Source organism: Rhodanobacter koreensis, from assembly GCF_054782855.1.
Map to the genome: position 1 here is coordinate 966,661 of NZ_BAAGRR010000001.1, position 23,419 is coordinate 990,079.

The 23,419-nt window shown below is 64.3% G+C and carries 14 protein-coding genes; 7 read left to right on the forward strand and 7 right to left on the reverse strand.

The features are described 5' to 3' along the window. The first annotated feature begins 88 nt into the window (after positions 1–88). The 7 genes from ACYVKM_RS04120 to ACYVKM_RS04150 all read left to right on the forward strand — a co-directional run bounded on the left by ACYVKM_RS04120 (position 89) and on the right by ACYVKM_RS04150 (position 10,491). On the forward strand, positions 89–1,273 hold the full coding sequence (locus ACYVKM_RS04120) for a glycoside hydrolase 5 family protein (RefSeq protein ID WP_460875991.1): 1,185 nt from the start codon (positions 89–91) through the stop codon (positions 1,271–1,273). Between the two features lie 119 nt (positions 1,274–1,392). Continuing rightward, complete coding sequence (locus ACYVKM_RS04125) at positions 1,393–4,215, forward strand: TonB-dependent receptor (protein ID WP_460875993.1); 2,823 nt, start codon at positions 1,393–1,395, stop codon at positions 4,213–4,215. Between the two features lie 131 nt (positions 4,216–4,346). Then, the gene (locus ACYVKM_RS04130) at positions 4,347–5,630 is read left to right on the forward strand and encodes an SGNH/GDSL hydrolase family protein (protein ID WP_460875995.1); all 1,284 of its coding nucleotides are present in this window, start codon (positions 4,347–4,349) and stop codon (positions 5,628–5,630) included. 16 nt (positions 5,631–5,646) lie between these two features. Next, a complete protein-coding gene (locus tag ACYVKM_RS04135) occupies positions 5,647–7,209 on the forward strand; it encodes an exo-alpha-sialidase (RefSeq protein WP_460875997.1) in 1,563 nt (520 codons plus the stop codon). A gap of 55 nt (positions 7,210–7,264) precedes the next feature. Then, positions 7,265–8,230, forward strand: a complete 966-nt coding sequence (locus ACYVKM_RS04140; RefSeq protein WP_460875999.1) for a glycoside hydrolase family 43 protein — start codon at positions 7,265–7,267, stop codon at positions 8,228–8,230. 204 nt (positions 8,231–8,434) lie between these two features. Further along, on the forward strand, positions 8,435–9,100 hold the full coding sequence (locus ACYVKM_RS04145; protein ID WP_460876001.1) for a response regulator: 666 nt from the start codon (positions 8,435–8,437) through the stop codon (positions 9,098–9,100). Then, positions 9,097–10,491, forward strand: a complete 1,395-nt coding sequence (locus ACYVKM_RS04150; protein WP_460876003.1) for a sensor histidine kinase — start codon at positions 9,097–9,099, stop codon at positions 10,489–10,491. Before ACYVKM_RS04145 ends, ACYVKM_RS04150 begins: the two co-directional genes overlap by 4 nt. A 39-nt stretch (positions 10,492–10,530) precedes the next feature. Here ACYVKM_RS04150 and ACYVKM_RS04155 read toward each other — a convergent pair whose 3' ends face one another. The 7 genes from ACYVKM_RS04155 to ACYVKM_RS04185 all read right to left on the reverse strand — a co-directional run bounded on the left by ACYVKM_RS04155 (position 10,531) and on the right by ACYVKM_RS04185 (position 23,330). Continuing rightward, entirely contained in the window at positions 10,531–11,559 is a 1,029-nt protein-coding gene (locus tag ACYVKM_RS04155) for a YncE family protein (RefSeq protein ID WP_460876005.1), read from the reverse strand. A gap of 102 nt (positions 11,560–11,661) precedes the next feature. Then, positions 11,662–14,712: an efflux RND transporter permease subunit gene (locus tag ACYVKM_RS04160; protein ID WP_460876007.1), complete on the reverse strand. Its 3,051-nt coding sequence runs from the start codon at positions 14,710–14,712 to the stop codon at positions 11,662–11,664. Then, positions 14,709–15,827 (reverse strand): efflux RND transporter periplasmic adaptor subunit, encoded by a 1,119-nt coding sequence (locus ACYVKM_RS04165; protein ID WP_460876009.1) that lies wholly within the window; start codon positions 15,825–15,827, stop codon positions 14,709–14,711. The genes ACYVKM_RS04160 and ACYVKM_RS04165 overlap by 4 nt, the downstream gene beginning before the upstream one ends. Continuing rightward, on the reverse strand, positions 15,824–17,179 hold the full coding sequence (locus tag ACYVKM_RS04170) for a TolC family protein (protein ID WP_460876011.1): 1,356 nt from the start codon (positions 17,177–17,179) through the stop codon (positions 15,824–15,826). The genes ACYVKM_RS04165 and ACYVKM_RS04170 overlap by 4 nt, the downstream gene beginning before the upstream one ends. A 323-nt stretch (positions 17,180–17,502) precedes the next feature. Further along, positions 17,503–18,831, reverse strand: a complete 1,329-nt coding sequence (locus ACYVKM_RS04175) for an alkaline phosphatase family protein (RefSeq protein WP_460876013.1) — start codon at positions 18,829–18,831, stop codon at positions 17,503–17,505. Positions 18,832–19,130: 299 nt separating this feature from the next. Next, the gene (locus tag ACYVKM_RS04180) at positions 19,131–20,699 is read right to left on the reverse strand and encodes a glycoside hydrolase family 30 protein (protein WP_460876014.1); all 1,569 of its coding nucleotides are present in this window, start codon (positions 20,697–20,699) and stop codon (positions 19,131–19,133) included. Between the two features lie 54 nt (positions 20,700–20,753). Next, a complete protein-coding gene (locus ACYVKM_RS04185) occupies positions 20,754–23,330 on the reverse strand; it encodes a glycoside hydrolase family 3 protein (protein ID WP_460876015.1) in 2,577 nt (858 codons plus the stop codon). Positions 23,331–23,419 lie beyond the last annotated feature (89 nt).

The window sequence follows — 23,419 nt, forward strand, 5'->3', positions numbered from 1 at the left end:
CCACGGGGTCGCTTTGCCCTCTGCAAGCGCGGCCGTGCATCAACCAACGCGTCGCGGCTGTCATCCCGCGACCATGCGGGGAGAAGTCATGAAGTACGCACTACTGGCGATGGCGATGGGACTGGCGACAATATTCGCCACGCCGGCACTGGCCCGGGATAAAGCCGCGCGCTGGACGCCCGCCGAAGCCAATGCCTGGTACGCGAAACAGGCGTGGCCACTGGGCAGCAACTACCTGCCTGCCAACGCCATCAACGAGCTGGAGATGTGGCAGGCCGATACCTTCGACGCCAAGCGCATCGACCTGGAACTGGGCTGGGCGCAGAAGCTGGGCATGACCACCATGCGCGTATTCCTGCATGACCTCTTGTGGCAGCAGGATGCCACCGGCTTCAAGCAACGCATCGACCGCTTCCTCGCCATCGCCAGCAAGCACGGCATCAAGCCGATCTTCGTGCTGTTCGACTCATGCTGGGATCCGCAGCCGAAGCTGGGCCCGCAACATCCGCCGATCCCCGGCGTGCACAACTCCGGCTGGGTGCAGAGCCCGGGCGTGGCCTTGGCCGATGCCAGCCAGTACCCGCGCTTCGAACACTACGTGAAGGATGTCGTGGGCAGCTTCGCCAGGGACCCGCGCATATTGGCCTGGGACGTCTGGAACGAACCGGACAATCCCGGCGGCGGAAACTACGACTCGAAGGAACCGAAGAACAAGGTCGAACTGGTGGCGAAGTTGCTGCCGCAGGTATTTGCCTGGGCACGCAGCACCTCGCCCATGCAGCCGCTCACCAGCGGGCTGTGGCATGACGACGACTGGTCCGATCCGTCGCACCTCAATGCAGTGGAACGCACGCAGGTCGAGCAGTCGGACGTGATCAGCTTCCACAACTACGGTTGGCCCGAGGAATTCGCCAGTCGCGTCCGGCAGCTCAAGGGCTATGGCCGTCCGTTGATCTGCACCGAGTACATGGCACGTGGAGCCGGCTCGACCATCGACGGCGTGCTGCCTCTGGCCAAGAAGCTCGACGTGGGCATGGTGAACTGGGGTTTCGTGGAGGGACGTTCGCAGACCACCCTGCCCTGGGACTCATGGCAGCGCCCCTACACATTGCAGCCGCCGACGCTGTGGTTCCACGACCTCTTGCACGGCGACGGCACGCCATACAGGCAGCGCGAGGCGGACATTCTGCGAATGCTGTCACGAGCACCTCGCGGCATGGTGCCTGCGGAAGCGGCAAGTTACCCGGCCACCGTCAGCGAGAAGACGCCTTAGACGCGCGCCACGCGCACATCACTTTCCTGATCCACCTGCGGCCATGCCGTGGGCAACCGACACAACGACAACCACCGGCATGAGCCGGTGCACACCGACCTCTGAGGGGAGGCTTACCCATGAATCGCAATCGCATTCCCACGACGCTGCTGGCAGCAATGATCGCCACAGCTTTCGCATCGGCACACGCGGCCGACGCGCCATCCACAGCAGCGCCGTCGAATGACCCGCAGCAGACGACCGACACGAGCGCTAGCAATTCGCAGTCAGCGCCCGCCAAAAAGCCCGGGACCACCAGCGACTCGAAGCAGAAGGATGCCGTCAATCTCTCCGGGGTGGTGGTGACACCGTTGCGCAACAGCCTGCAGAGCGCGCAGTCGCTGAAACAGGACGCACGCATGGTGGTCGACTCGATCGTCGCCGAGGACATCGGCAAGCTGCCGGACAACAGCGTGGCCGATGCGATGCAGCGCATCACCGGCGTGCAGGTGGCGCAGGGCTTCCAGGGCGAAACCACCTCGGTGGTGATCCGCGGCCTCCCCAATGTGATCACCACCTTGAACGGGCGCGAAATCGACAGCGGCACCGGTCGCAGCTTCGCCTTCCAGAACCTGCCGGCGACCGCGGTGAAGACCATCAGCGTCTACAAATCCAGCGATGCCAGCCAGCCGGATGGAGGTATCGCCGGTGTAGTCGACATGCAGCTCTATCGCCCCTTCGATTTCCAGGGTCCGAAGCTCGCCGCCACGTTCACCGAGACGCACAGCCAGTACGGCGGTCACAGCGATCCCAACTTCAGCGTGCTGATGAGCGACCGCTGGAACACTGACGCCGGTGAATTCGGCGCGCTGCTCAATGCCTCGTTCATGGCGCAGCATTACCAGTACAACGCGGTCTGGGACGACGTGCCGGTGATCGCCAACACTGGCCAGGTGGACACAAACGGCAATCCCATTCCGGTGCGCACGGCCAATGGAAACCTGGTGGCGGTGCCCAATGCGCTCGGTGCCGACTACAACATCGGCTATCGCCAGCGGCCGGAATTGAACTATGCGTTGCAGTGGAAGCCGAACGACAGCACCGAGTTCTATTACGAAGCCTTGTACGACTGGATGTCGGACCATTACGACCAGCCCTTCTACTTTACCGGTGCCGGCAACTCCGGCATCCCCGCCAGCAACCTCACCGTCGGAAGCAACTGCTATGCGAACCAGTTGACCGGCTCGCCCTACCAGGGCCAGACCATCTGCGATGCAACCAGTGGCCAGTGGTCCGGCAACAACTACACCGCTACCAGCACGCAAGCGCACTCCGAACGCGGCCACGACCTGCAACACGCCATTGGCGTGAAGTGGCATGGCGACCGGCTGCAACTGTCCTCTGACCTGTCGTACAACCAGTCCTCGTTCCAGGAGGACAATTTCATCATCGACACCTTCCTCAAGGGACCCATCGACAGCATCTGGAGCGGCACCGCGGGCAATCATTCGAACTGGTCGCTCGGCGGCAATCCCCAGCTCGATCCGAACAACTACTACCTCAATGGCCTGTTCCAGAGCTGGAGCAATCAGCGCAGCCATCAATATGCCTGGCGCGCCGACGGCACGTTCGACATCAACAACGGCTTCTTCCAGTACCTCGACTTCGGCGTGCGCTATGCCGATCACAAGGCGGAGTCCGAGGGCAGCACGCAGGTTTCCACACCGCCGCCGGGCGGGTCGGGCAGCACGGCTGCTCCGAATCCGGCGAACCAGGTGACCGCGGTTTTCCCGAACGGCTACTTCTGCGCCATGCCGACCACCTCGGCACTGCCGACCACCTGGCTCACCGGTTGCTACAACTACCTCACCGAAAATGCCAATGCGCTGCGCAACTTCTATGGTCTGCCCGCCGGACTGGCGCCGCAGGATCCCGGTGCCTTCTTCAATATCGACGAGAAGACCTACGCAGGCTACGCCCAGGTCGGCTACGGCAATGATCTGTTCGGCATGCCGTTCGATGGCCTGATCGGTTTCCGCATGGAGCGCGTCAAGCGCAACCTCGATGCCTACTCGTTCGATGCGTCCACCAGCATCTATTCGCCACTGTCGTTGTCGACCAGCGCACCGGTCTACCTGCCAAACCTCAGCTTCAACTGGCATTTCACCGACAACCTGCAGCTGCGACTGGACGGTGCCAAGACGGTGACCTATCCCGGCTTCGGCCAGCTCAATCCGTCGCTGTCGCTCAACCCCGCCACCATCAACCGGCAAGGTGTGGCCTCCAGCGGCAATGCGTACCTGAAGCCGATCAAGTCGACCAACTACGATGCCTCGCTGGAGTGGTACTTCGCACCGGCCGGCTATGTCAGCGCCGGCGCGTTCTACCGCGACATCAACGGCTACATCCAGAACTACGTGACCGACGTGACGATCAATGGCGGCGATTACCAGTTGAACTCGCCGCAGAGTGCAGGCAGTGGCCATCTCGATGGTGCCGAGCTGGCGTACCAGCAATTCTTCGATTTCCTGCCCGGTGCACTGAGCGGTCTGGGTCTGCAGCTCAACTACACCTTCATCCAGGGCTCGACACGCTCGCCGCAGTACATCGGCGGACCGGTGGTCGCGTCGCCGCTGCAGGGTGTGTCGAAGACCAACTACAACGCGGTGCTGATGTACGAGAAGTACGGCATCTCCGCTCGCCTCGCCTACGATTACCGCAGCCGCTTCATCGATGGCTTCAACCAGCCGAACGTGGCCGGCGTGTACGACGAGATCGTACCGGCCAACGAACTGGATTTCTCGATCGGCTACGACCTCAACAAATACACCACCGTGGTGGCGACGGCGACCAACCTGCTCGGCAACGATCTGCACCAGTACTGGGGTGACGGCACCACGCGTCCACGCGACATCCGTTACCAGGACCGCACGATCGGTCTGGGCATCCGCCTGAAACTCTGAGCGGCTTGCAGCGGTGGCGGCGCCCCTCCCCTGCCGTCACCGCTGCTTCTTTCTTCCCAGGCAACGGCGCAAGTCGTTGCCTGTCTGCCTTTGATGAGGTTGGTATCGCGATGCATGCCGTGAAACGTTGTGTGCTTCTCCTGCTGGCTGCGACGCTGACGCCGCCTGCCGCACACGCACAGGACACCACGATCTGGGTCGGTGGCTGGAGCACGGCGATGATTGACGCGTCGACCGACGCCACGCAGAAAGCGCCCGTGCTCGCCGACGTCACCCTGCGCCAGATGGTTCGCATCGGCATGGATGGCCGCCACATGCGCATCCGCCTCGCCAACACGTTCGGCACGCAGCCGGTGACGCTGGATGCGGTCAGCATCGGCCGACAAGCCACTGAAGGGGGCGGCGCACTTGAAAAAGCCAGCCTGCATGTCGTGCATTTCCACGGCCGCCCGACGGTGACCATCGCGCCGGGCGAAACCGTCGACAGCGACGCCGTACGTTTCGACGTGCGCACGAACGACATGCTCGGCATCAGCATCCACGTGGCGAAGGCCACGGTGCCCTCAACGTGGCATCCCGATCCGGTGCAGGACCAATATCTTTCGACCCGCGGCAACTACACCGCCTCCGCCACGATGCCCGTGGCGCGGAAGATCGCGGCCACGTTGTGGCTGTCGGGCGTCGAGGTCGCGCCGGAGATGCCGACATCGGCCGTCGTGGCACTCGGCGATTCGATCACCAATGGCTTCCGCTCCACCGTCAACGCCAATCGCCGCTATCCCGATGTACTGGCTGAGCGCCTGCACGATGCTGACCGCGCCGGCACCTGCCGCCATGCCGTGTTGAACACAGGCATCGACGGTAACGAGGTAACCACGTCGGACGGCGCGATCGGTCCCGGAGAGAGCATGGTGAAACGTTTCGACCGTGACGTGCTCGGGCAGCGCGGTGTGCGCTCCGTGATCCTGCTTGGCGGCATCAATGACATCGGTGAACCAACCATGGTTGCACGTGGGCAGGGCAAGACCATCGACGGCCGCCTGTTGGCCGCGCACGTCATCGCGGGTTTGCAGGCGATCGTCGTCAAGGCCCATGCTGCAGGCCTGCTGATCTACGGCGGCACGATCCTGCCGTTCGCCGGCACGCGCGATGCGTATTCCGCGCAGGGCGAGAAGGCGCGCGAAACGATCAACGACTGGGTCCGCCATCATGCCGCCTACGATGGCGTGATCGACTTCGATCGGGCCACGCGCGACCCCGCGCAGCCGCAACAGCTGCGTGCCGATCTGGACAGCGGCGATCACATTCATCCCAACGACAACGGCTATCGCGCGATGGCGGCGGCGATTCCACTGACGCTGTTCGATTGCACCGCCTCCATCACGTCTCCCCGTCCTGAATCCGCCCAGCACTGACCCACGAGTGATCGTCATGAAGAATGTCGTCCACCTCACTGCAATCGCGATTGTCTGCAGCTTCGCGTTGATGACCGTGCAGGCTGCACCGCTGCGCGACGCCGACCAGGTGGTCGGCACGCATCTGGCCGCCGGTAGCGGCTACGTGTCGATGGTGAAGCTGGCGCACCAGTCCGATCGGCAGACCAACGGTTCACTGATGATGGTGTTCGAACAGGACGGCATGGGCGGCATCCCGCTGTACGTGAGCCACGACAACGGCGACAGCTGGACCTTCATGTCCAACATCACTGACCGGGCGCACAACTCTGACAAGAACTGGCAGCTGCGCTGGCAGCCGAACCTCAGCGAAGTGCCGCGCGACAGCGGCGACCTCAAGCCAGGCACGTTGCTGATGGCTGCCAATGCCACGGGCAATGACGGGCGCGGGCACATACGCAGCGAGGATCTGCAGCTCTATGTGTCGACCGATAGTGGTCGCACCTGGACGTATCGCAGCTCGATCATCAAGGGCGGCGGCCGCCCCGAGGACAAGGACAACAAGGGCGTGTGGGAGCCCAACGTCCACATTCTCGACGACGGCCGCATGGTGGCCTACTACTCCAGCGAACAGCACAAGGCCGAGGGCTACAACCAGGTATTGGCACACAAGGTGTCCGACGATGGCGGACGCCACTGGGGCAAGGAGACGCTGGACGTGGCCATTCCCGGCGGGGTGCAGCGCCCGGGCATGGCCACCGTCACGCGCCTGCCGGACCATCGCTATGCGATGACCTACGAGAACATCGACGGCCCGCGCAATGGCCAGGTGTTCATCAAGTCCAGCCGCGACGGCCTCGACTGGGGCGATGCGCAGCGGCATGGCGAGCCGGTGATGACGCTCTCCGGCTTCTGGCCCGCGGCATGTCCGGTAGTGAGCTGGTTTCCGCTGGGCGGTCCCGAGGGCGTCATCGTGGTGTCCGCCGAGCGTGGTGGTGGCGGTGGCGACGAAGGCGGCCGGGACCTGTACTGGAACAACGCCTCGGGCCGCGGCCCGTGGTGGGAAGTACGCGCACCGGTGCAAAAGCGCACGGGCAACATTCACGCGGGCTGGACGCAGGCGCTACTGTTGCACGATGACGGCAAGCTGCTGCACGTGACCACCTCTTCGTCGCCGGACGCGCCAACGCGCGTGGCGAGCAACGAGATCCTCTACCGCGCGGCCACGCTGCATTTCGATCGCTACGAAGCCGAAGACGCCGGGTTCGCCGGCGCGGTGGCCATACCCGATCCCACGGCGTCAAACCTGCGCAAGGCACGCCTGAGTGCAGGCCCACAGGGTCGACTGCGTTTCATCGTCAACAGCACGGGCGGTACGCATACGCTGCGCGTGCGCTATGCGGACCTTGGCCTCGCCGCCGAGCCGGCACTGGTCGTGAACGGTGCGCGCCTGGCGCCACCGAAAGTGAGCGCCACATCGGACGGCTGGCATATGGTGAACGCGTCGGCCGCCCTGCTGCCCGGTTTCAATACGATCGACGTGGATGGCGGCGCCCACGCACTCGACGTGGACTATCTGCAACTGGATGGCGAACCGTAAACGCGCAAGCCGTCGCCGATCGTCCCGCCATGCCTTCAACGGAGCCCGACCACGCATGAAGACCCGCGCCGCCCTGCTGTTTTCGCTCCTCGTCAGTGTCGCCCTCGCCGGCACGCCGACTGTGCAGCACCCCTTGCTTCCCTCGGGCCCCGATCCATGGGTAACGCAGCGCGACGGTTTCTACTACTACACGAATACGCAAGGTGACCGTATCTCGCTGTGGAAAACCACCGACATGAGGCGCCTCGCCGAAACCGCGCCCGTCGTGGTTTGGCGTCCACCGGCCAAAGGCGACCACTCGGTATCCATCTGGGCGCCGGAGCTGCATTTCCTCGACGGCAAGTGGTATCTCTACTACACCGCGGCAGACAAGGCACATGACGATGACGCACACCGCCATGTGTTCGTGCTGGAAAACGCCGCGCCCGATCCCACGCAGGGCCGATGGATCGATAAAGGCATGCTGAAGACGCACTTCACCGGCATCGATGGCACGGTATTCGAGCATGGTGGCAGGCGCTACTTCGTCTACTCGGCTTACGTGGACGATCACAGCGATCTGGTGATCGCACCCATGAGCAACCCCTGGACGCTGGCCGAGCCGCAGGTGGACATCGCACACCCCACGTTCGCGTGGGAAATGCAGGGCGGCCGCAAGATTCTCGAAGCACCCGAATTCCTCGATGGTCCGGGCGGCAAGGTCTTCCTCACTTATTCCGCCAGCGCCTGCTGGTCCGACGACTATGCACTGGGCTTGCTGACTGCAGACACTCATGCCGACCTGCTCGATCCGAGATCGTGGACGAAGTCGCCCACGCCCGTGTTCGCCAGTTCACCGCGCCACGGCATCTACGCGCCCGGTCACAACGGCTTCTTCAAGTCGCCTGACGGCAAACAGGACTGGATCATCTACCACGCCAACGGTGGCGCCGGCTGGAAATGCACTGGCCGCCGCGCACCGTATATCAAGCAGTTCCACTGGAGTGCGCAAGGCACCCCCATCTTCGGCGAGCCGGACTGACGTCAGGTTTTCCATGCCAACCAGATGAATGACCAGATTATGCTTTCACGCTATACGACAGAGCCCGCTGACCCGACAAGCCGTTGCCGGGATCCACAAGCCACCTCTTCCGCTTAAGCACTTCGTAAGCGGACCACCGGATAATCTGCCGGCAGCAGCGTACCGTCATGCGATCATGACGTGGCGCGGTGAAGGAGTCTGTTCGTGCACATCATCCTGGTGGAAGATGATCTTCAGCTCGGTGCCGCGATCCAACGGGCGCTGGAGCACCTCTCGTATACGGTGAGCTGGCTGCGCGACGGTCGTGAGGCGTTGCTGGCGCTGCGCGACCAGACCGCCGATCTGGTGCTGCTCGATCTGGGCCTGCCCGGCAAGGATGGTCTGGACGTGCTGGTCGAGGCACGGCGTTCCCACGTGAAGACGCCGGTCATCGTGATGACGGCACGGGACGCGCTGGAAGCCCGCGTGCGCGGCCTGGATGCAGGCGCCGACGATTATCTGGTGAAACCATTTCACCTCGATGAGCTGGGTGCACGCATCCGCTCGCTGACCCGACGTGCCCACGGCCTGGCGGAGAACCGCATCGAGGCCGGCGCGCTGAGCATCGACCTGGGCACATCCGAGGTGACTTTCCGCGGCGAGCATGTCGAATTGACCCGCCGCGAATTCTCGCTGCTGCAGATCCTGATGGAGCGTACCGGCCGGCTGGTGCGCCGCGAGAGCCTGGAGAATTCGCTGTACGGCATCGACAACATGGTGGGCAACAGTGCACTGGAAGTACTGGTGCACACCCTGCGCCGCAAGCTGAGTTTCGACACCATCCAGACCGTACGGGGTTTCGGCTACATGATTCCGCGGGAGCCGAAGTGAAGCTGGCCAGCCTGCACTCGCGGCTGCGCTGGCTGATCGTCCTGGTGATCGCCGCGGTGCTGCTGCCGCTCGGCGTGTACAGCTACCACCGTACCATTCATGAAGTGGACGAACTGTCCGACGGACGGCTGGCGCAGTCGGCGCGGACGCTGCAGGTGCTGATCGAACATGCCGGCACCAGCGTCCTGCGCGGTCACGCTGCCGAGGGCATCGTGGTGCCGACGGACGTGTCTCCGACCCGATCGTTGAAGGTACACGACCATACCTACGAGTCCGAGGTCGGCTTCCAGATCTTCGACCGCTCGGGGCGCACGACGCTGGCGACCGCGAACCTGGCCTCGCTGCCGCCACCGGCGGAGGGTGATGACAGTTTCCGCGACGTGCAGCAGGGCGGTTACAGCTGGCGCGTGTTCACGCTGCCCGACCCCGCCGATGGCATCGTGATCCGCACCGGCGAGCGCTACGACAGCCGCCATGACATCACGCATGCCGTGTGGCTGGAGCACAGCCTGCCGCTGCTGATCAGCCTGCCGCTGCTGGCCCTGCTGGTGGGCTGGGCGGTGCGGCGTGGATTGAGTCCGCTCGAATCGCTGACTCGTGCCCTGTCCACAAGAAAGCCGGGCAATCGCGAGCCCGTGGCGCTGGATGATGCGCCGCTGGAGTTGCAACCGGTGCTGGCTGCGTTGAACGGACAGCTCGTGCGTCTGGAGGATGCACTGGAGCGCGAACGCCGCTTCAGTGCGGATGTGGCGCACGAACTGCGCACCCCGCTGGCATCGGCGATGATCAACATCGAGAGCGCGATGACGACGACCGATCCGGTCGAAGTGAATGCGACCCTGGCGAACGCCCAACACGGTGTCGCCGCACTGGCCCGGCGGATCGAGCAGCTGCTGGCGCTGGCCCGGCTGGAGTCGGGTGCCGCATCGGGCCAGCGTACAGCCGTCGATCTCGTGGCCGTCGCGATGGACGTGGTCGAGGAGCTGGCGTCGGTGATAGCCGAGAGCGGCGTGGAACTGAGCATTGCACCACTGCCGTCACGCGTGATCATCCACGGTTACGAGGCGGCGATTGCGGCCCTGCTGCGCAACCTGCTGGAGAATGCCCTGCGCCATGTACCCGCCGGCGGACAGGTGCAGCTGTCGATCGCACAGGGTGAGCATGAAGCACTGGTGGATGTCATCGACGATGGCCCCGGCATTCCGGCCGAACGCCGGGCCAGCGTGTTCGCGCGCTTCCATCGTGAAACCGGCAGCCGCGGCGACGGCTACGGGCTGGGCCTGTCGATCGTGCAGCGTGCGGCGCAGCTGCACGCTGCCACGATCGAGCTGCTCGATTCGCCTTACGGTCAAGGCCTGCGGGTACGCGTGACCTTGCCGCTGTCGTCGTGAGCAGGTGCCCGCCGCAACAACGGCAAGGTGATATCGGCGTCAGTGACGCCCGACGGTAAGAATGCTGAAGCTGTTCGGCTCGATCGTCGGGCGACCGTTTGCCTGCTTCGTGGTCCCGAAGCGAGCCGCGGAGAGATACAGCCGATGCAGCTTCGGATCGAGCGCCAGCGTGCGCGCACTGGTCTGGGTGGGAATCGTCGCCGTCACCGTGAAGTGGTTCGGATCATCCTCGTGCACCGCGGTGATCGTGCCGCTTTCGCCATTGGAGCTGTAGACCATCGCATCGGCGGCATCGAACACCACGGCGTCCGGGCCGTCGCCAATCGCAACGGTGGCCACCTGATGGCCGTCGGTGGCATCGGTGACCGCCATCGTGCGGTTGTCGCATACCGAGAACAGGCGATGATGCTGCGTGTCGATGGCCAGGCCGCTCGGTGACTCGCATGGTGCCAGCGGCCAGGTCTGCAATACCTTGTTGCTCGTCGAGTCGATCTGCACCAGTTCAGACTTGTCCTCGATGTTCGCGTAGACATGGCCGGCACCGTCGGACACCGCGAACTCCGGCTTGCCCGGCAACGGAATCGTGGCGATCACGGCATTCTTGACCGGGTCGATCACGCTGGCGGTACCGCTCTTGCCGTTGAGCGTGAACACGTGATGCGAGGCGCCGTCATAGACGATTGCATCGGGTTTCTCGCCGGTGCCCGTGACCGTCGCGACGGTTTTCAGCGAGCCAAGGTCGAACACGGTCACCGACGCGCTCTTGCCGTTGCTGGTATAGCCGCGCTGCAGATCCGCAGCGATCGCGATGCCATGCACGCCCTGGGTGTCGGGAATGGTGCCGACCTGCTTGTGCGCATCGACATCGATCACCAGCACACGGTCGCCACGGCTGACGAAAAGATGACGGTGCTGCGCATCGAAACTCAGGTAATCCCAGCCGCCCGCACCGGCCAGCGGCAATCGCGAAACCACTTGGTAGGCCGCACTGGGCGCGGCCGCGGCTGCGACTTGCGGAAGGCAGGCCAAGGTCAGCAAGGCTGGGAGGATGCTGCGTGACAGTTGCATGGTGACACCTCACTTGGACGGGGAATGAAGGGGGACGGAAACCATGAAGCGCCGCTGCAGCATGCGGGCGCAGGCTTATGCATGCCTTAGCCCGCCCTTCCCTTAGCCGGTACTTCCCGCATCGCGGCGCCGCAGCAGGGAATACAGCACCGGCATCACCAGCAGCACCAGCGGCAGCTGCACCAGCATGCCGGAGATGATCGCCACCGCCAGCGGCTGCTGCATCTGCGAGCCCTGGCCGATCGCCAGGGCCAGCGGCAGCAGGGTGAGGATCGCCGCCAGCGTGGACATCAGGATCGGCCGCGTACGGTGCTGACCGGCTTCGTGCAAAGCATCGTGCAAGGCCATGCCGGTCTCGGCGTCCTGCAATTCGGAGAAATAGAAGATCGCCACCTCGGTGACGATGCCGACGATCATCGTCATGCCCATCATCGCCGAGATATTGAGCTCGATGCCGGTCAACCACAACCCGGCAAACACCGCCGGCAGCGCCAGCAGCGGCATCGCCAGAATCGTCAGCGCCACGCGAAAACTCTCGTACAGGAACAGCAGCAGGGTGAACACCAGCGCGATCGCCGCCAGCATCACGATGGTGAGTCCGCGGAATGCCTGCTGCTGTTGCTGGTACAGGCCGCCAAGCTGGACGAACATGCCTTTCGGCAGCAACCCGGGTTTGGCCAGCACCTTCTTGACGTCGACGATGGTGGCACCGAGGCTGCGCCCGCTGATCAGGCCGGTGACGGCGACCATCCGCTTGAGGTTGTCCCGGGTGATCTCCGGCTGGCCTTGCACCTGCTCCAGCGTGGCCACGCGCGACAGCGGCAGCAGATGGCCGTCGCCGGCGCGGATCGGCAGCGCGGCGACCTGCTCCAGTCGTTGATGCGAGTTTTCCGGCAGGCGCACGCGCACGCCGACCACTTTGCCGCCCTCGGGCAGCTGCGCGGCTACCGTGCCGTCGATCGCTGCCGCCACCTGGTCGGTGACGCTGACCGGGTCGAGGCCTTCCAGCGCGGCTTTCGCCGGATCGACCTGCACGGTCAGCGCGTCGCCGGCCGGATTGATGCCGTTGCGCACGCCGACTACGCCGGTGATCTTGCCGATCGCGTCGGCAACCTTGCTGGCGGTGGTGTTCAGTTGCGCCGCGTCGTCGCTGTACAACTGGATCTCGATCGGTTGCGGCACCGCCACCAGGTCGCCGATCAGATCCTCCATCAGCTGCGACAGCTCGATATCCAGCCCCGGCACCTTCTTTTCGACCTCGGTGCGCACCTGCGTCATCACCTCTTCGGTCGAGGGGCGCGCGCCGCTCTTCAGGCGCACGAAGAAGTCGCCCTGGTTCGCCTCGGTGAGGCCGCCACCGAGCTGCAAACCGGTGCGCCGCGAATAAGTGTCTACATACGGGTTTGCGCGGATGATCGTCTCGACCTGGTTGAGCAGGCGATCGGTTTCTTCCAGCGAGGTGCCGGGCTGCGACAGGTAGTCGAGGATGAAGCCGCCCTCGTCCATCTTCGGCATGAAACCGGTGCCGACCCGCGTATAGGCCACGCTGCCCAGCACCACCAGCGGCACGATCAGCAGCAGCACCAGCAGTGGCCGCTTCAGCCAACGCTGCAGCACGTTCTGGTAACGCTCCATCATGCCTCGGGTGAAACGACCCTGCGCGTGTTCGGCCGAATGTCGCCGGTCCAGGAAGCGTTCGGCCAGCAGTGGCACCGCGATCCAGGTCAGCAGGTAGGAGATGATCAGCGCGCTGGCCATCGTCAGCGACAACGCCTTGAAGAACGCGCCAGTCACACCGGTCAGGAAGGCCAGCGGCAGGAAGATCACCACGGTGGCGGCACTGGAACCGGTCAGCGGACGGGTAAACTCCAGCGCCGCGCCGGCGATGCGTTCGTGCATTTCGCCTTCGCCCTGGTTGAGCCGGCGCATGATGTGTTCGAGCATCACGATCACGTCGTCGATGATCAGGCCGACCGCCGCGGCCATGCCGCCCAGCGTCATCATGTTGAAGCTCATGCCGAGCACGGACAGCAGCAGCACGGTGATCGCCAGCACCGCCGGCACCACGATCAGCGCAACCAGGATCACCCGCGTATTGCGCAGAAACACGAACAGCACCAGCCCGGCCAGCACGATGCCGATCATGATGGCATCGCGCACGCTGCTGGCCGCGCCGGTCACCAGCTGGGTCTGGTCGTACCAGTTGGCGACGCGCACGCCGGCAGGCATCTGCGGCGCATAGTCGGCCAGCCGCTGTTTCACCTCGCTGGCGATCTGCACGCTGTTGCCGTCGGGCTGCTGATAGACCTGCAGCAGCACGGCATTCTGGCCATCGGCATTGACGCGTATCCACTGCGGCACGTGATCTAGGCTGACGGCGGCCACGTCACCGAGCCGCACCACACCACCGGGGCCGGCACGCAGCACGATATCGCGCAGCGCGGCGATGGTGGCCGGCTGGTTGTCAGCGAGCAGCAGATACAGCTTGTAGTGATCGGAGACGCGGCCCATCGCCTGGATCGTGGCGGCATGGCTGACAGCACCGGCGACATCACTCAGGCTCAGGTTCTGCGCGCGCAGCTTGCCGGGATCGACGTCGGCATGGAACTCGGCCACTTCGCCGCCCTGCACGTCGACGTTGGCCACACCACTGACGCCACTCAGCAGGGGACGCAGCTGATATTCGGCCAGATCATGCAGGGCGCTTGGCGACAGCGTGTGCGAACGCAGGCTGTAGGCCAGCACCGGGAACGTGGTCGGGTCCATTCGCCGGGTGCTCAGCTGGGTTCCCGGCGGCAGCTGCGGCAGGATCTGCCCGGCCGCCGCATTGACCTCCTGCAGTGCCGCCGCCATGTCCGCGCCCCAGTCGAACGTCACCGCGACTTCGGCACTGCCGCGACCGGTGGTCGAGCGCACATCGCGCACGCCGCGCACGCGGCGAACCGCCTCTTCCACCGGCGTGGTCACCTCGATCGCCATCTGGTCGGCCGGGCGATCGCCTGCATCCAGGGTCAGCTGCACCCGCGGGAACGCCACATTCGGGAACAGCGCCACCGGCATGAACAACGCACTGGCGATGCCGCCGATCGTCAGCATCAGCACGAGAAACAGCAACGAACGGCGGTGCCGCTGCATCCAGACGGTGATACTCACTGCGCCGCATCCTGCTTGGTTGTCGTCGATGCCGGCGTGGCATTCGCGGATGCCGCCTGCGCTCGCACCGCGTCACCGTCGTTGAGTTCGTAGGCACCGAGCACGATCACCTGCGCCCGTGCATCGAGCGATCCCTGTACGCCAACGGTATCGCCATCCGGACTGCGCAGTTTCACGTTGATGCGTTTGGCATGGCCCTGCTCGACCTGAAACAGGTAGTCGCCCTTTTCGTCATGCAGCACGGCCGCACGCGGCACGGCCCAGGCGCTGAAGTCGGCGGTGCGGATTCTTGCATCCAGCGCCGCACCAGCGACCAGCGTCGCGCCGGCCTCGGCGGGAAGCTCGGCCTGCACGCTCAACAAATGCGTCTGCGGATCGATCGACTGCCCGATCATGCGCAGCGTGCCGACAAAACCTGCTGCCGTGCCGTACACGCTGTGCAGTTGCACGGGCATGCCGGACCGCAGGCTGGCACCCATTTCCGGCTGCACGCCAAGCTGTGCCACCAGCGCATGCGCGGGCGTGAAACCGAGCAGCGGCGCATTCGCCGCAAAGCGTTCGCCCAGCCCCACACTCAACGCGGTGACCACGCCATCGACCGGGGCCATGACGGCCTCGTCGGCCGAACCACCGCCAAGCGCACGCTGCGCGTCGAGCGTTGCCTGTGCATCGGCCAGCGCCTTGCGGGCAGCCGCCAGCTGCGATTGCGTAGCCAGTCGTTGTGTGGCCAGTTGTTCGGTGCGCCTGAGTTCGCCGCGGGCCAGGGTCAACGCGCTCTGTGCCTGCTGCCACGCGCTGCGCGCAGCCGGATCGGGAGCGACCCGCAGCAGCGGCTGACCGCGCTTGACGGTCTGGCCGGCCGCGACGTTCACGGCCACCACCTGCCCGCCATGCGCAAGACTGATCGTGCGTGCGTGCTGCGGGTCACCGATAGCATTGCCCCAGGCTTCGATGGTGTCGTGGAAGGTCTGCTGCACCGGCATCGCGGTGGTCACCGCGACCTCGCCGGGCGGCGCAGCGGCATCTTCGTCATCGGCAGCGCCATGGCTGCAGCCAGCCAGCAGGCTGAACAGCAGCAGCGCGCACAGATTCGGCAAGGAGAGGGAGCGGTTCATGGCGTGGCTGCCTGGGCGGAGACTGGGTGGGCGGTGGCGAGATCGGTATTGCCGAGCAGGGCTTCCAGCGCAATCGCCTGCGTGGCTTGCTGCTGCTGCAGATCGAGCAGGTCGAGGTCGGCACCCAGCGCATTGCCGCGGATGGCCACATAGGTTGGCCAATCCAGCAAATGGTTCTGCCATGCCCGTTCAGCGGCGCTACGTGCATCGTCCAGTTGCTGCGCATGTGCGCTCAACGCTATGCGCCGCTGCTCCAGCGTGGCGAGATCGGCGAGCAGTCGCTGCATGTCGCTGCGCGTATCCAGCATGCGCGCCTCGTAGTCGTCCTTCAGCTGCTGCCGGGTGGCCTTCTCGATGGCGATATTGCCGCGGTTGCGGTCGAACAGCGGCAGCGTGATGCCGATGCTGAAGCCGCGCGTGGCCACGTCGGTCGTGTCGCGGGCGGTAGTGAAACCGATGTTCAGGGCTGGAAACTGGGCGCGCACTGCAGCGCGCAGCTTCGCCTCCTGCGACTGGTAGCCGGCCTGCAGCGCCAGCAGGTCGGGCCGCCGTCGCGGCAGGTCGGCCAGCGCCTGCTGCACCTGCGCCGGCGTCGCACTGGCCTGATATGGCGCACCGACCAGATCGAGCGGTGCCGCAGGCGCCAGCCCTAGCAGGACGTGCAGATCACTGTCCGCCTGATGTAGTGCGACTGCCGTATCGGCGAGACGCTTGCGCATATCCGCACCGGCACTGAGTCCGGCGCTGGCACTGTCGTAGGTGAGATTGCCGGCGGCCAGAGCGGCGTGAATGGATGGCTCCAGCGTGGCCATCGCATCCCTCTCGGCAGCAAGCCGCTCCTGTTGCGCGCGCAGAGTCAGCACCTGATCGAACAGCAGCCGCGCCTGTGCCACGGTCTGCCATTCCGCCCACAGCAGATCGAGATTGACCTGCTCGGCCTGGCTGCGTGCGGCAGCCCGGCGCGACGAGCGCGTCAACAAGGTGCTGATGTCTTCGCTGATGCCGAAGTTGTACGCACTGCTCAGGCCGGGTCCGGGGTGGACGAGATAATCCTTGCCGAAGCTCAACTGCGGATCGGGCAGCAGGCCCGCAGCAAACGCCTGCGCGCGGGCGATGCCGAGCTCGTCCCGCTTGAGCTTCAATGCCGGATTGTTCACTACCGCCAGCATCGCCACCTCGGTGACATCGAGCCCGTCCGAGGGATCGAAGCGATGGCTTGGCAACGCCAGCGCGGGCATCGCCGCCACCGGCGCCACCAGCTGCCTCACGCTGGCCGCGCCCTGACCCGCGCCCAGCGGCGCCGGCGCGTAAGTGGCGCAGGCGGACAGCAGCAGACCGATGGCGATGCTCATCGCCGTACGGAGCGGTCGGCGTGCGAGCGACATCACGCGGAGGCGATGGCGCAACACGGCGGGCACGTGTCGTGGTTGGTTGGCAATGTGCATGGGTCCATTCTGGACAGCGCGGCTTAGTTCTTTCTTAAGGATGCTTTCTTAAGGATGTCCTGATGCATTCTGCACGAGCATCACTGCAGATAATGGATGCACACCTACCACACGCAGCGCGATGGTGACGTAGGTACCGTTGCGTGTCATGGACGGGAGGTGCTTTCGACCCCGGGGCAGTCCATGGCCTTGACTCGACTGTCCACGAAAACGGAGCGGACCCGACCCATCTACTTGGCCGTGCGGCTTTGCGGTTCCAGAACTTCCGTCAGCGGCTTGCCCTGCACGGTGCCGAGAGAAATGTGCAGGAGCTGCGCGATGGTCGGTGCAATGTCGACGTTGGGGAATGGCGGGATTTCACCCTTGGGCCGAATGCCGAAGCCCGCGGCAATGAAGATCCCCTGCATGAGGGGGTCCGAGTTGGGGTAACCGTGGGCACCGACCTCCTCGGTCTGTGTCACGACCGTTCGGGCGTCCTTCTCACTGAATTCGTAGCCATCTGCCGCATAGAGCAGCAGATCGGGAGCCTGATCGCTCTGTGCCGGCGTCGGCCAGCCTTCTTTCGCCGCCTCCTCGGGAGTCAGCACAGAGCGGATGCCGGGCATGCCCGCGAAGAGCTGTTTCAATTTCTTTGTCGAAGCATCCGTAGCGTGCTGTTGAAAGACCAGGGCGAAACCTCCCTCGGGGATGCAGAAAGCGGGATGGGCCGCAGAGCCTGCCTGCAGTCCCGCCTGCCTGAGCAGGACATTGGGATGCAGGAGTTGATGGACGTTCTGCTGGCCGTGGTCGGAGACGATGATGAAGGTCGTGCGGTCGAGCTCGCCGGCAGCACGCACTGCATCGATGACGTCCTTCACGCGGTCATCGAGAAAGGCAATCGTATTGCGCCCCGAGTCGTTGCCGAAGCCCGTCTCGTGCTCGATGTTGTCCAGCGCCAGCAAATGCAGCAACAGCAGGTCGGGATGATGATGCTGGATGATGTCGATGGCCGCGCGGGTGTAGATGCGGTCACGCCATGCCTGCGAGGGCTTGCCGAAATCGACGAGTTCGTCATGGGTGAGGACGCCTTGTCGTACCAGTTCCTGCTCGACCGCACCGTCGGGACGGGGATGTTCGGGGAACCGCCAGTCGATGCCCGGTGCGCCCTCGATGGCAACCCAGTCCACCTCTGCCGTCGTGAGGCCAGCCCGATGCGCGACGTCGTAAACGGTGGGCACGGCGACCAGCCGGGACTTCGGCGCGCCCATGTCGATCCTCGGCGGCGTGGCGGTGCGCTGGTTGACGATGAGCCCGTTGACCAGCACGTGATGCAGACTGGCGTTGACGCCGGTGACCATGGCGGTGTGGTTTGGCCATGTGATGGTCGGATTGATCGGTTGCATGGAAACCGCGTAGACGCCTTGCTGCATCAACGCATGCAGCGTGGGCGCGGGCAGCGCCGGCTCGTGCAGGCTGGCGGCACCGAAGGCGTCCAGGCTGATGACAATGACCTTCGGCCTCTGCGTTGCGGGCGCCGCTTGCGTGCAAAACGGAAGCGAGACCATGCTCGCAAGGAGCATCGCCGTAACCAACGCATGCCGAAGCAAGATAGAGGTTGAGCACATCATGCGATCCCTCGATAAAGAAAGGCACCGGTCGGAACATCGCATCCATTGACGCCGTCACCAAGGCTTCCGCGTCAGGACGCATCCCGCGCGTTCCCGGTACCCGCGCGGACACAATCCCGCCGAACCCGACACATAGCTGCCCACGGTCAGGTTCCATTTGATCATGGATGCCACGGACTGGTGCACACACTTCCTGCTGCTGCGTACGCAGCGTGCGCGGACAGGTGCGGGTTAGAGCTGCCGAGTCCACTTCACTTGACTACGTTGTGCGCACCGATCGCCTTCTCGAAATAGCGGCGAACGAGTCGTGCCCACCTGTTTTCCGTCTGATTCGGGTTCCAGACAAAAGTCGCCACACTCTGCGGCGGCAACGTATATTGAAAGGAGATTTTGTCCTGCATGACGGAGACGCGATGCGTATCCGCCTTGCTGTTGACCATCACCAGAACGACCGATCCGTCGGTGGCATTCTGGAATGCCACGTTGTCGATGCCATCGCCTGTGGCGGTGGATCGCACCCGGACGGCACCGGGCAAGATGAATCGACTGAAATGGGCGAATGCGTAGTATTCATCGTTGCGATTCACCTCGCCGGTGAGCGAGTCGATCGTGATCATTCCCTTGCAGCTGGCACACCCGCCGAAATGCGGGCCATAGTGCTCGTCCAGTGCCACGTTCCAGTAGATGACACCGCGTGCCCAATTTCTGAGTCCGGCAAGCAGCAGGTCCCGCGCAAACCAGAGCAGTTCACCGTTTTCGCCGTACGCCCACTCGCCACCGGAACACTCGGTGATATAGCTGTCCTTCCCGGGAAAGGCCCGATGCACCCGGGTTTGCGCACCAGGGCCGCCGCGATAGCAGTGCCAGGCAATACCATCGACATACCGCGCGGCATCGGGGTCGGCCAGCAGGCTCAACGGTTGCTCGGGCTCGTCCCAATTGTGATCCCAGCCAAGAATGAGTGTTCTTGGCTTGCGACTGGCCAGGGCAGGACCGAGATACTGCGCGATGATCCTTGCCCGTACGGTTGCCGGAAGCTCCATGCTCGGGTAGGTCACGGGTATGAAGCCAGGCTCGTTCTGCAAGGTCAACGCAAAAATCGGGATGCCGTAACTGCGGTAGGTGTCGACGTATTTGACGAGGTATTGCGCGTACGTGCTTTCGTACTGCTCGAGCAATGCCCCTCCGATCAGATTTTCGCTGGTCTTCATCCATGCCGGGGCGCTCCACGGCGATGCGACGATGCGCAGCTGCGGATTGATGGCCAGTACCTCGCGCATGATCGGTATGACGTCATGCAGGTTGGCCGCGACATTGAAATGCTGCAGTTGAGGGTCGACGTCGCCAAAGGGGACATCATCCAGCGTGTACGGCTGCAGCGAGAAGTCCGAGGCACCGATGGTCAGGCGCGTCATGTTCAGATTGAGACCCGGTGGCGGACCAAACAGTTCGCGCAATAGCGCACTGCGCTGCAACCCACTCAACTTGTTCTGGATCAACCACGCCGACGCATCCGTCAGTGCCGCCCCGAAGCCAACGATGGATTGATAGGTCTTGCGGGTGTCGATGACCACGTCAACGGGCGATGCATCAGCCGCGCTTGTCTCGATATCCGGCTGCCGCGCCAGACGCAGACTTCGACCTTCGGTACTCAGCCACAGCTGGACCACGGGCCCAGGCGTATACATCGCCGGGATGATCGGAACCGCTGGCGTGGTTGCCCTGCGACGGGACACATGCAGAGCCGCCAGCGCAAGCAAGGTGATCACTGCTATGGACGCGATGGCCGTCCAGCGAGGAATACCCCTGCCCTCACCCATGCTGCACACAAAGCGTATCGTCCCCGCCGCAGTGCAGCTGCGGCAAACCCGCGATCACAAGGTGCCCGGGCTTGCGCATGGCAGGTCGACGCGTCCAGCCGCACCGGCGACGATTTTCACGTCGGCAAAGGCGGCGGAAAATGGCGGCGATGCCAGAACGCCAAAGGGAACATCGACATGCGAGAGGTCGGCACCGCTCCCGCTGAAGCACTGCAGCGGAATCGACACGGTGTGTCGTGCACCCTTCGCATAGCCGGCGAAGGTACGGGTCAGGTCAACCGTTCTCGTGCAGTCGCGACCACATCCCATGTACACCTTCACCGACTCTTTTGCGGGCGTGCCGATCACCACGTCGAACTGCAAGGCCGCATGGGCAGATACCAGCGGCATCAGGTTCCTTGGCTGCGGGCTCTGCGCAAAAAAACGGCCGGCACCGAGCCATGTGACGGATTTTGCGTCCTGCTGGGTGTTGACCTGGACCGTACGCAGACGCAGCGCCGGATGACTGGCCGGCCAGTCGATAGCGGCATTCAGATCGGAACCGACCTCATGCGCACGGTGTTCGGGATTCCCGTCCGCCAGGTAAAGCGCGAACGGTGGCACGGCAAGCGTGTGAAACACTGACAGCACCGAAGCGCCGGCGCATGCATCGACATCGGGATAGGTGGGCAGCGCAGGCACCTCACGCTTGCCGGAATAACGCAGCCCGTAGCCCGGCGCGAAAAGCCAGCGCGCCGACCTGGCGTTGGCAGCACCCGTGTCGGGACAAGGCACACCGGGCCACGGCCTGGCGAGTGTTCCGCTGAAATCGTAGCGAGCGGCGCCAGCGCCGGCGGCGAACAGGACATCCGCCACGCCGCCGCCTTCGGTCCCGGGCAGCCACGCAGCCACGAACGCATCGGAGAGATTGATCAGGTTGTTGACGTAGAGCGGGCGTCCCGCCACGAACACCGCCACGACCGGCTTGTGAGCCTTGGCCACCGTCTTCAGTAGCGCCAGATCTTCCGGGTAGCGATCACTGTGGCGCAAGGTGGCCGACGGCATGATGTCGCCCATCGTCTCCGCATACGGCGTCTCCCCGATCACCGCCACGATGGCATCGAAGCGCTTCAGGTCCACGCCTTGTGCCGTTTCGCTGTACACGACATTCGCCGCGCCATCGGCGTCACGCAGACCCGCCAGTATCGTTTCGCCGCCGGGGAAGTCGCTGTTGCTGTTGTCCGTTCCCTGCCAGGTCAGCGACCAGCCGCCGGTCTGGTTCGACATGCTGTCGGCGCTCTTGCCGACGACCAGGATCTTCATGCCCGACTTCAGCGGCAGCACGTCGTGATTGTTCTTCAGCAGGACCAGCGATTCGCGGACCGCCCGTCGCGCCAGTTCGCGGCTCTGCAGCGACTTCACGACACCGGCTCCCGCACGTTGCGAAGGTCGCTTGCCGAACAGGCCCATGCGCAACTTGGTCCGGACGATCCGGCTCACCGCGTCGTCGATGCGGGCCATCGGGATCTGGCCATCCTTGACCTGGCGGGTGGTGTTGACGATGAAGGCCTGCCAGTCATCAGGCACCATCACCATGTCGATGCCGGCATTGATCGCCTGCGGACAACTGGCATTGGTGCAACCAGGCAACTGGCCAATGGCATTCCAGTCGGAAACGACAAAACCCTGGAAGCCCATCTTGTCCTTCAGCGCGCCCGTCAACAGCGCCTTTGCACCGGACATTTTTCCGTAGTTGACGCCTGCGCCTGCGTCATCCCAGCTGCTGTAGGACGCCATCACGCTCTGCACACCGGCTTCGATGGCGCCAAAGTAGCCTGCGCCGTGCACATTGATCATGTCTGCTTGGCTGACCTTGGCGTTACCCTGGTCGGTGCCGTTCCAGGTCGCACCGTCGCCGATGAAGTGCTTGGCGGTCGCCATGACGTCGTGGTCGCCAAAGTCGCCCTGCAGCCCGGTTACATAGGCGCGCGCATACTCGCGCACCAGCGGACCCTCGCTGGAGAAACTTTCGTAGGTGCGCCCCCAGCGGGCATTTTGTGCAACGGCAAGTGTCGGGGCGAACGCCCATTCGACACCCGTCGCGCGCACTGCCCTCGCGGTGGCAGCACCAATGTCTTCGATCAGCGCCGGGTCGTGCGCCGCACCCAGGCCGATGTTGTGGGGGAACAGCGTGGCTCCGAGGACATTGTTGTCGCCGTGCACCGCATCGGTGCCCCAGATGATCGGCACCTTGATCGCCGCATCGGTCGCCATCGACGCATCGTAATAACGGTCCGCCAGCGCCAGCCAGTCCTGGATCCCGGCATGCTTGTTGGCGCCGGGCCAGGAACCACCACCGTTGAGTACCGAACCGATGTAGTACCTGGTCACCTGTGCCGGCGTGATGGACTTGATCTCGGCCTGCGTCATCTGACCGATTTTCTGGGCGAGGCTCATGCTCGCCACGATCTTGCGTACGCGTGCTTCCAGCGCAGGGTCGGTGACCAGTCGGCTCTTGATTGCCGGCCAGTCCGCATAGTGGGTCGGTTCCGGTACGCGCTCCGTTGCCGCGGCAGCCGCGTGTGCGCTGCCAGCGCAGGCGACTGTCACCAGGACGGCATGCAGTAACCACCCGCTTCGGGTACGGACCATGGGAACCTCGTCTGTCTGGAGCATTCGCCTGGCATTTTACAGGCGTCAGGCTTCCGCCGAGGCAGGCGGACTGTGCCACCATGCTCTTT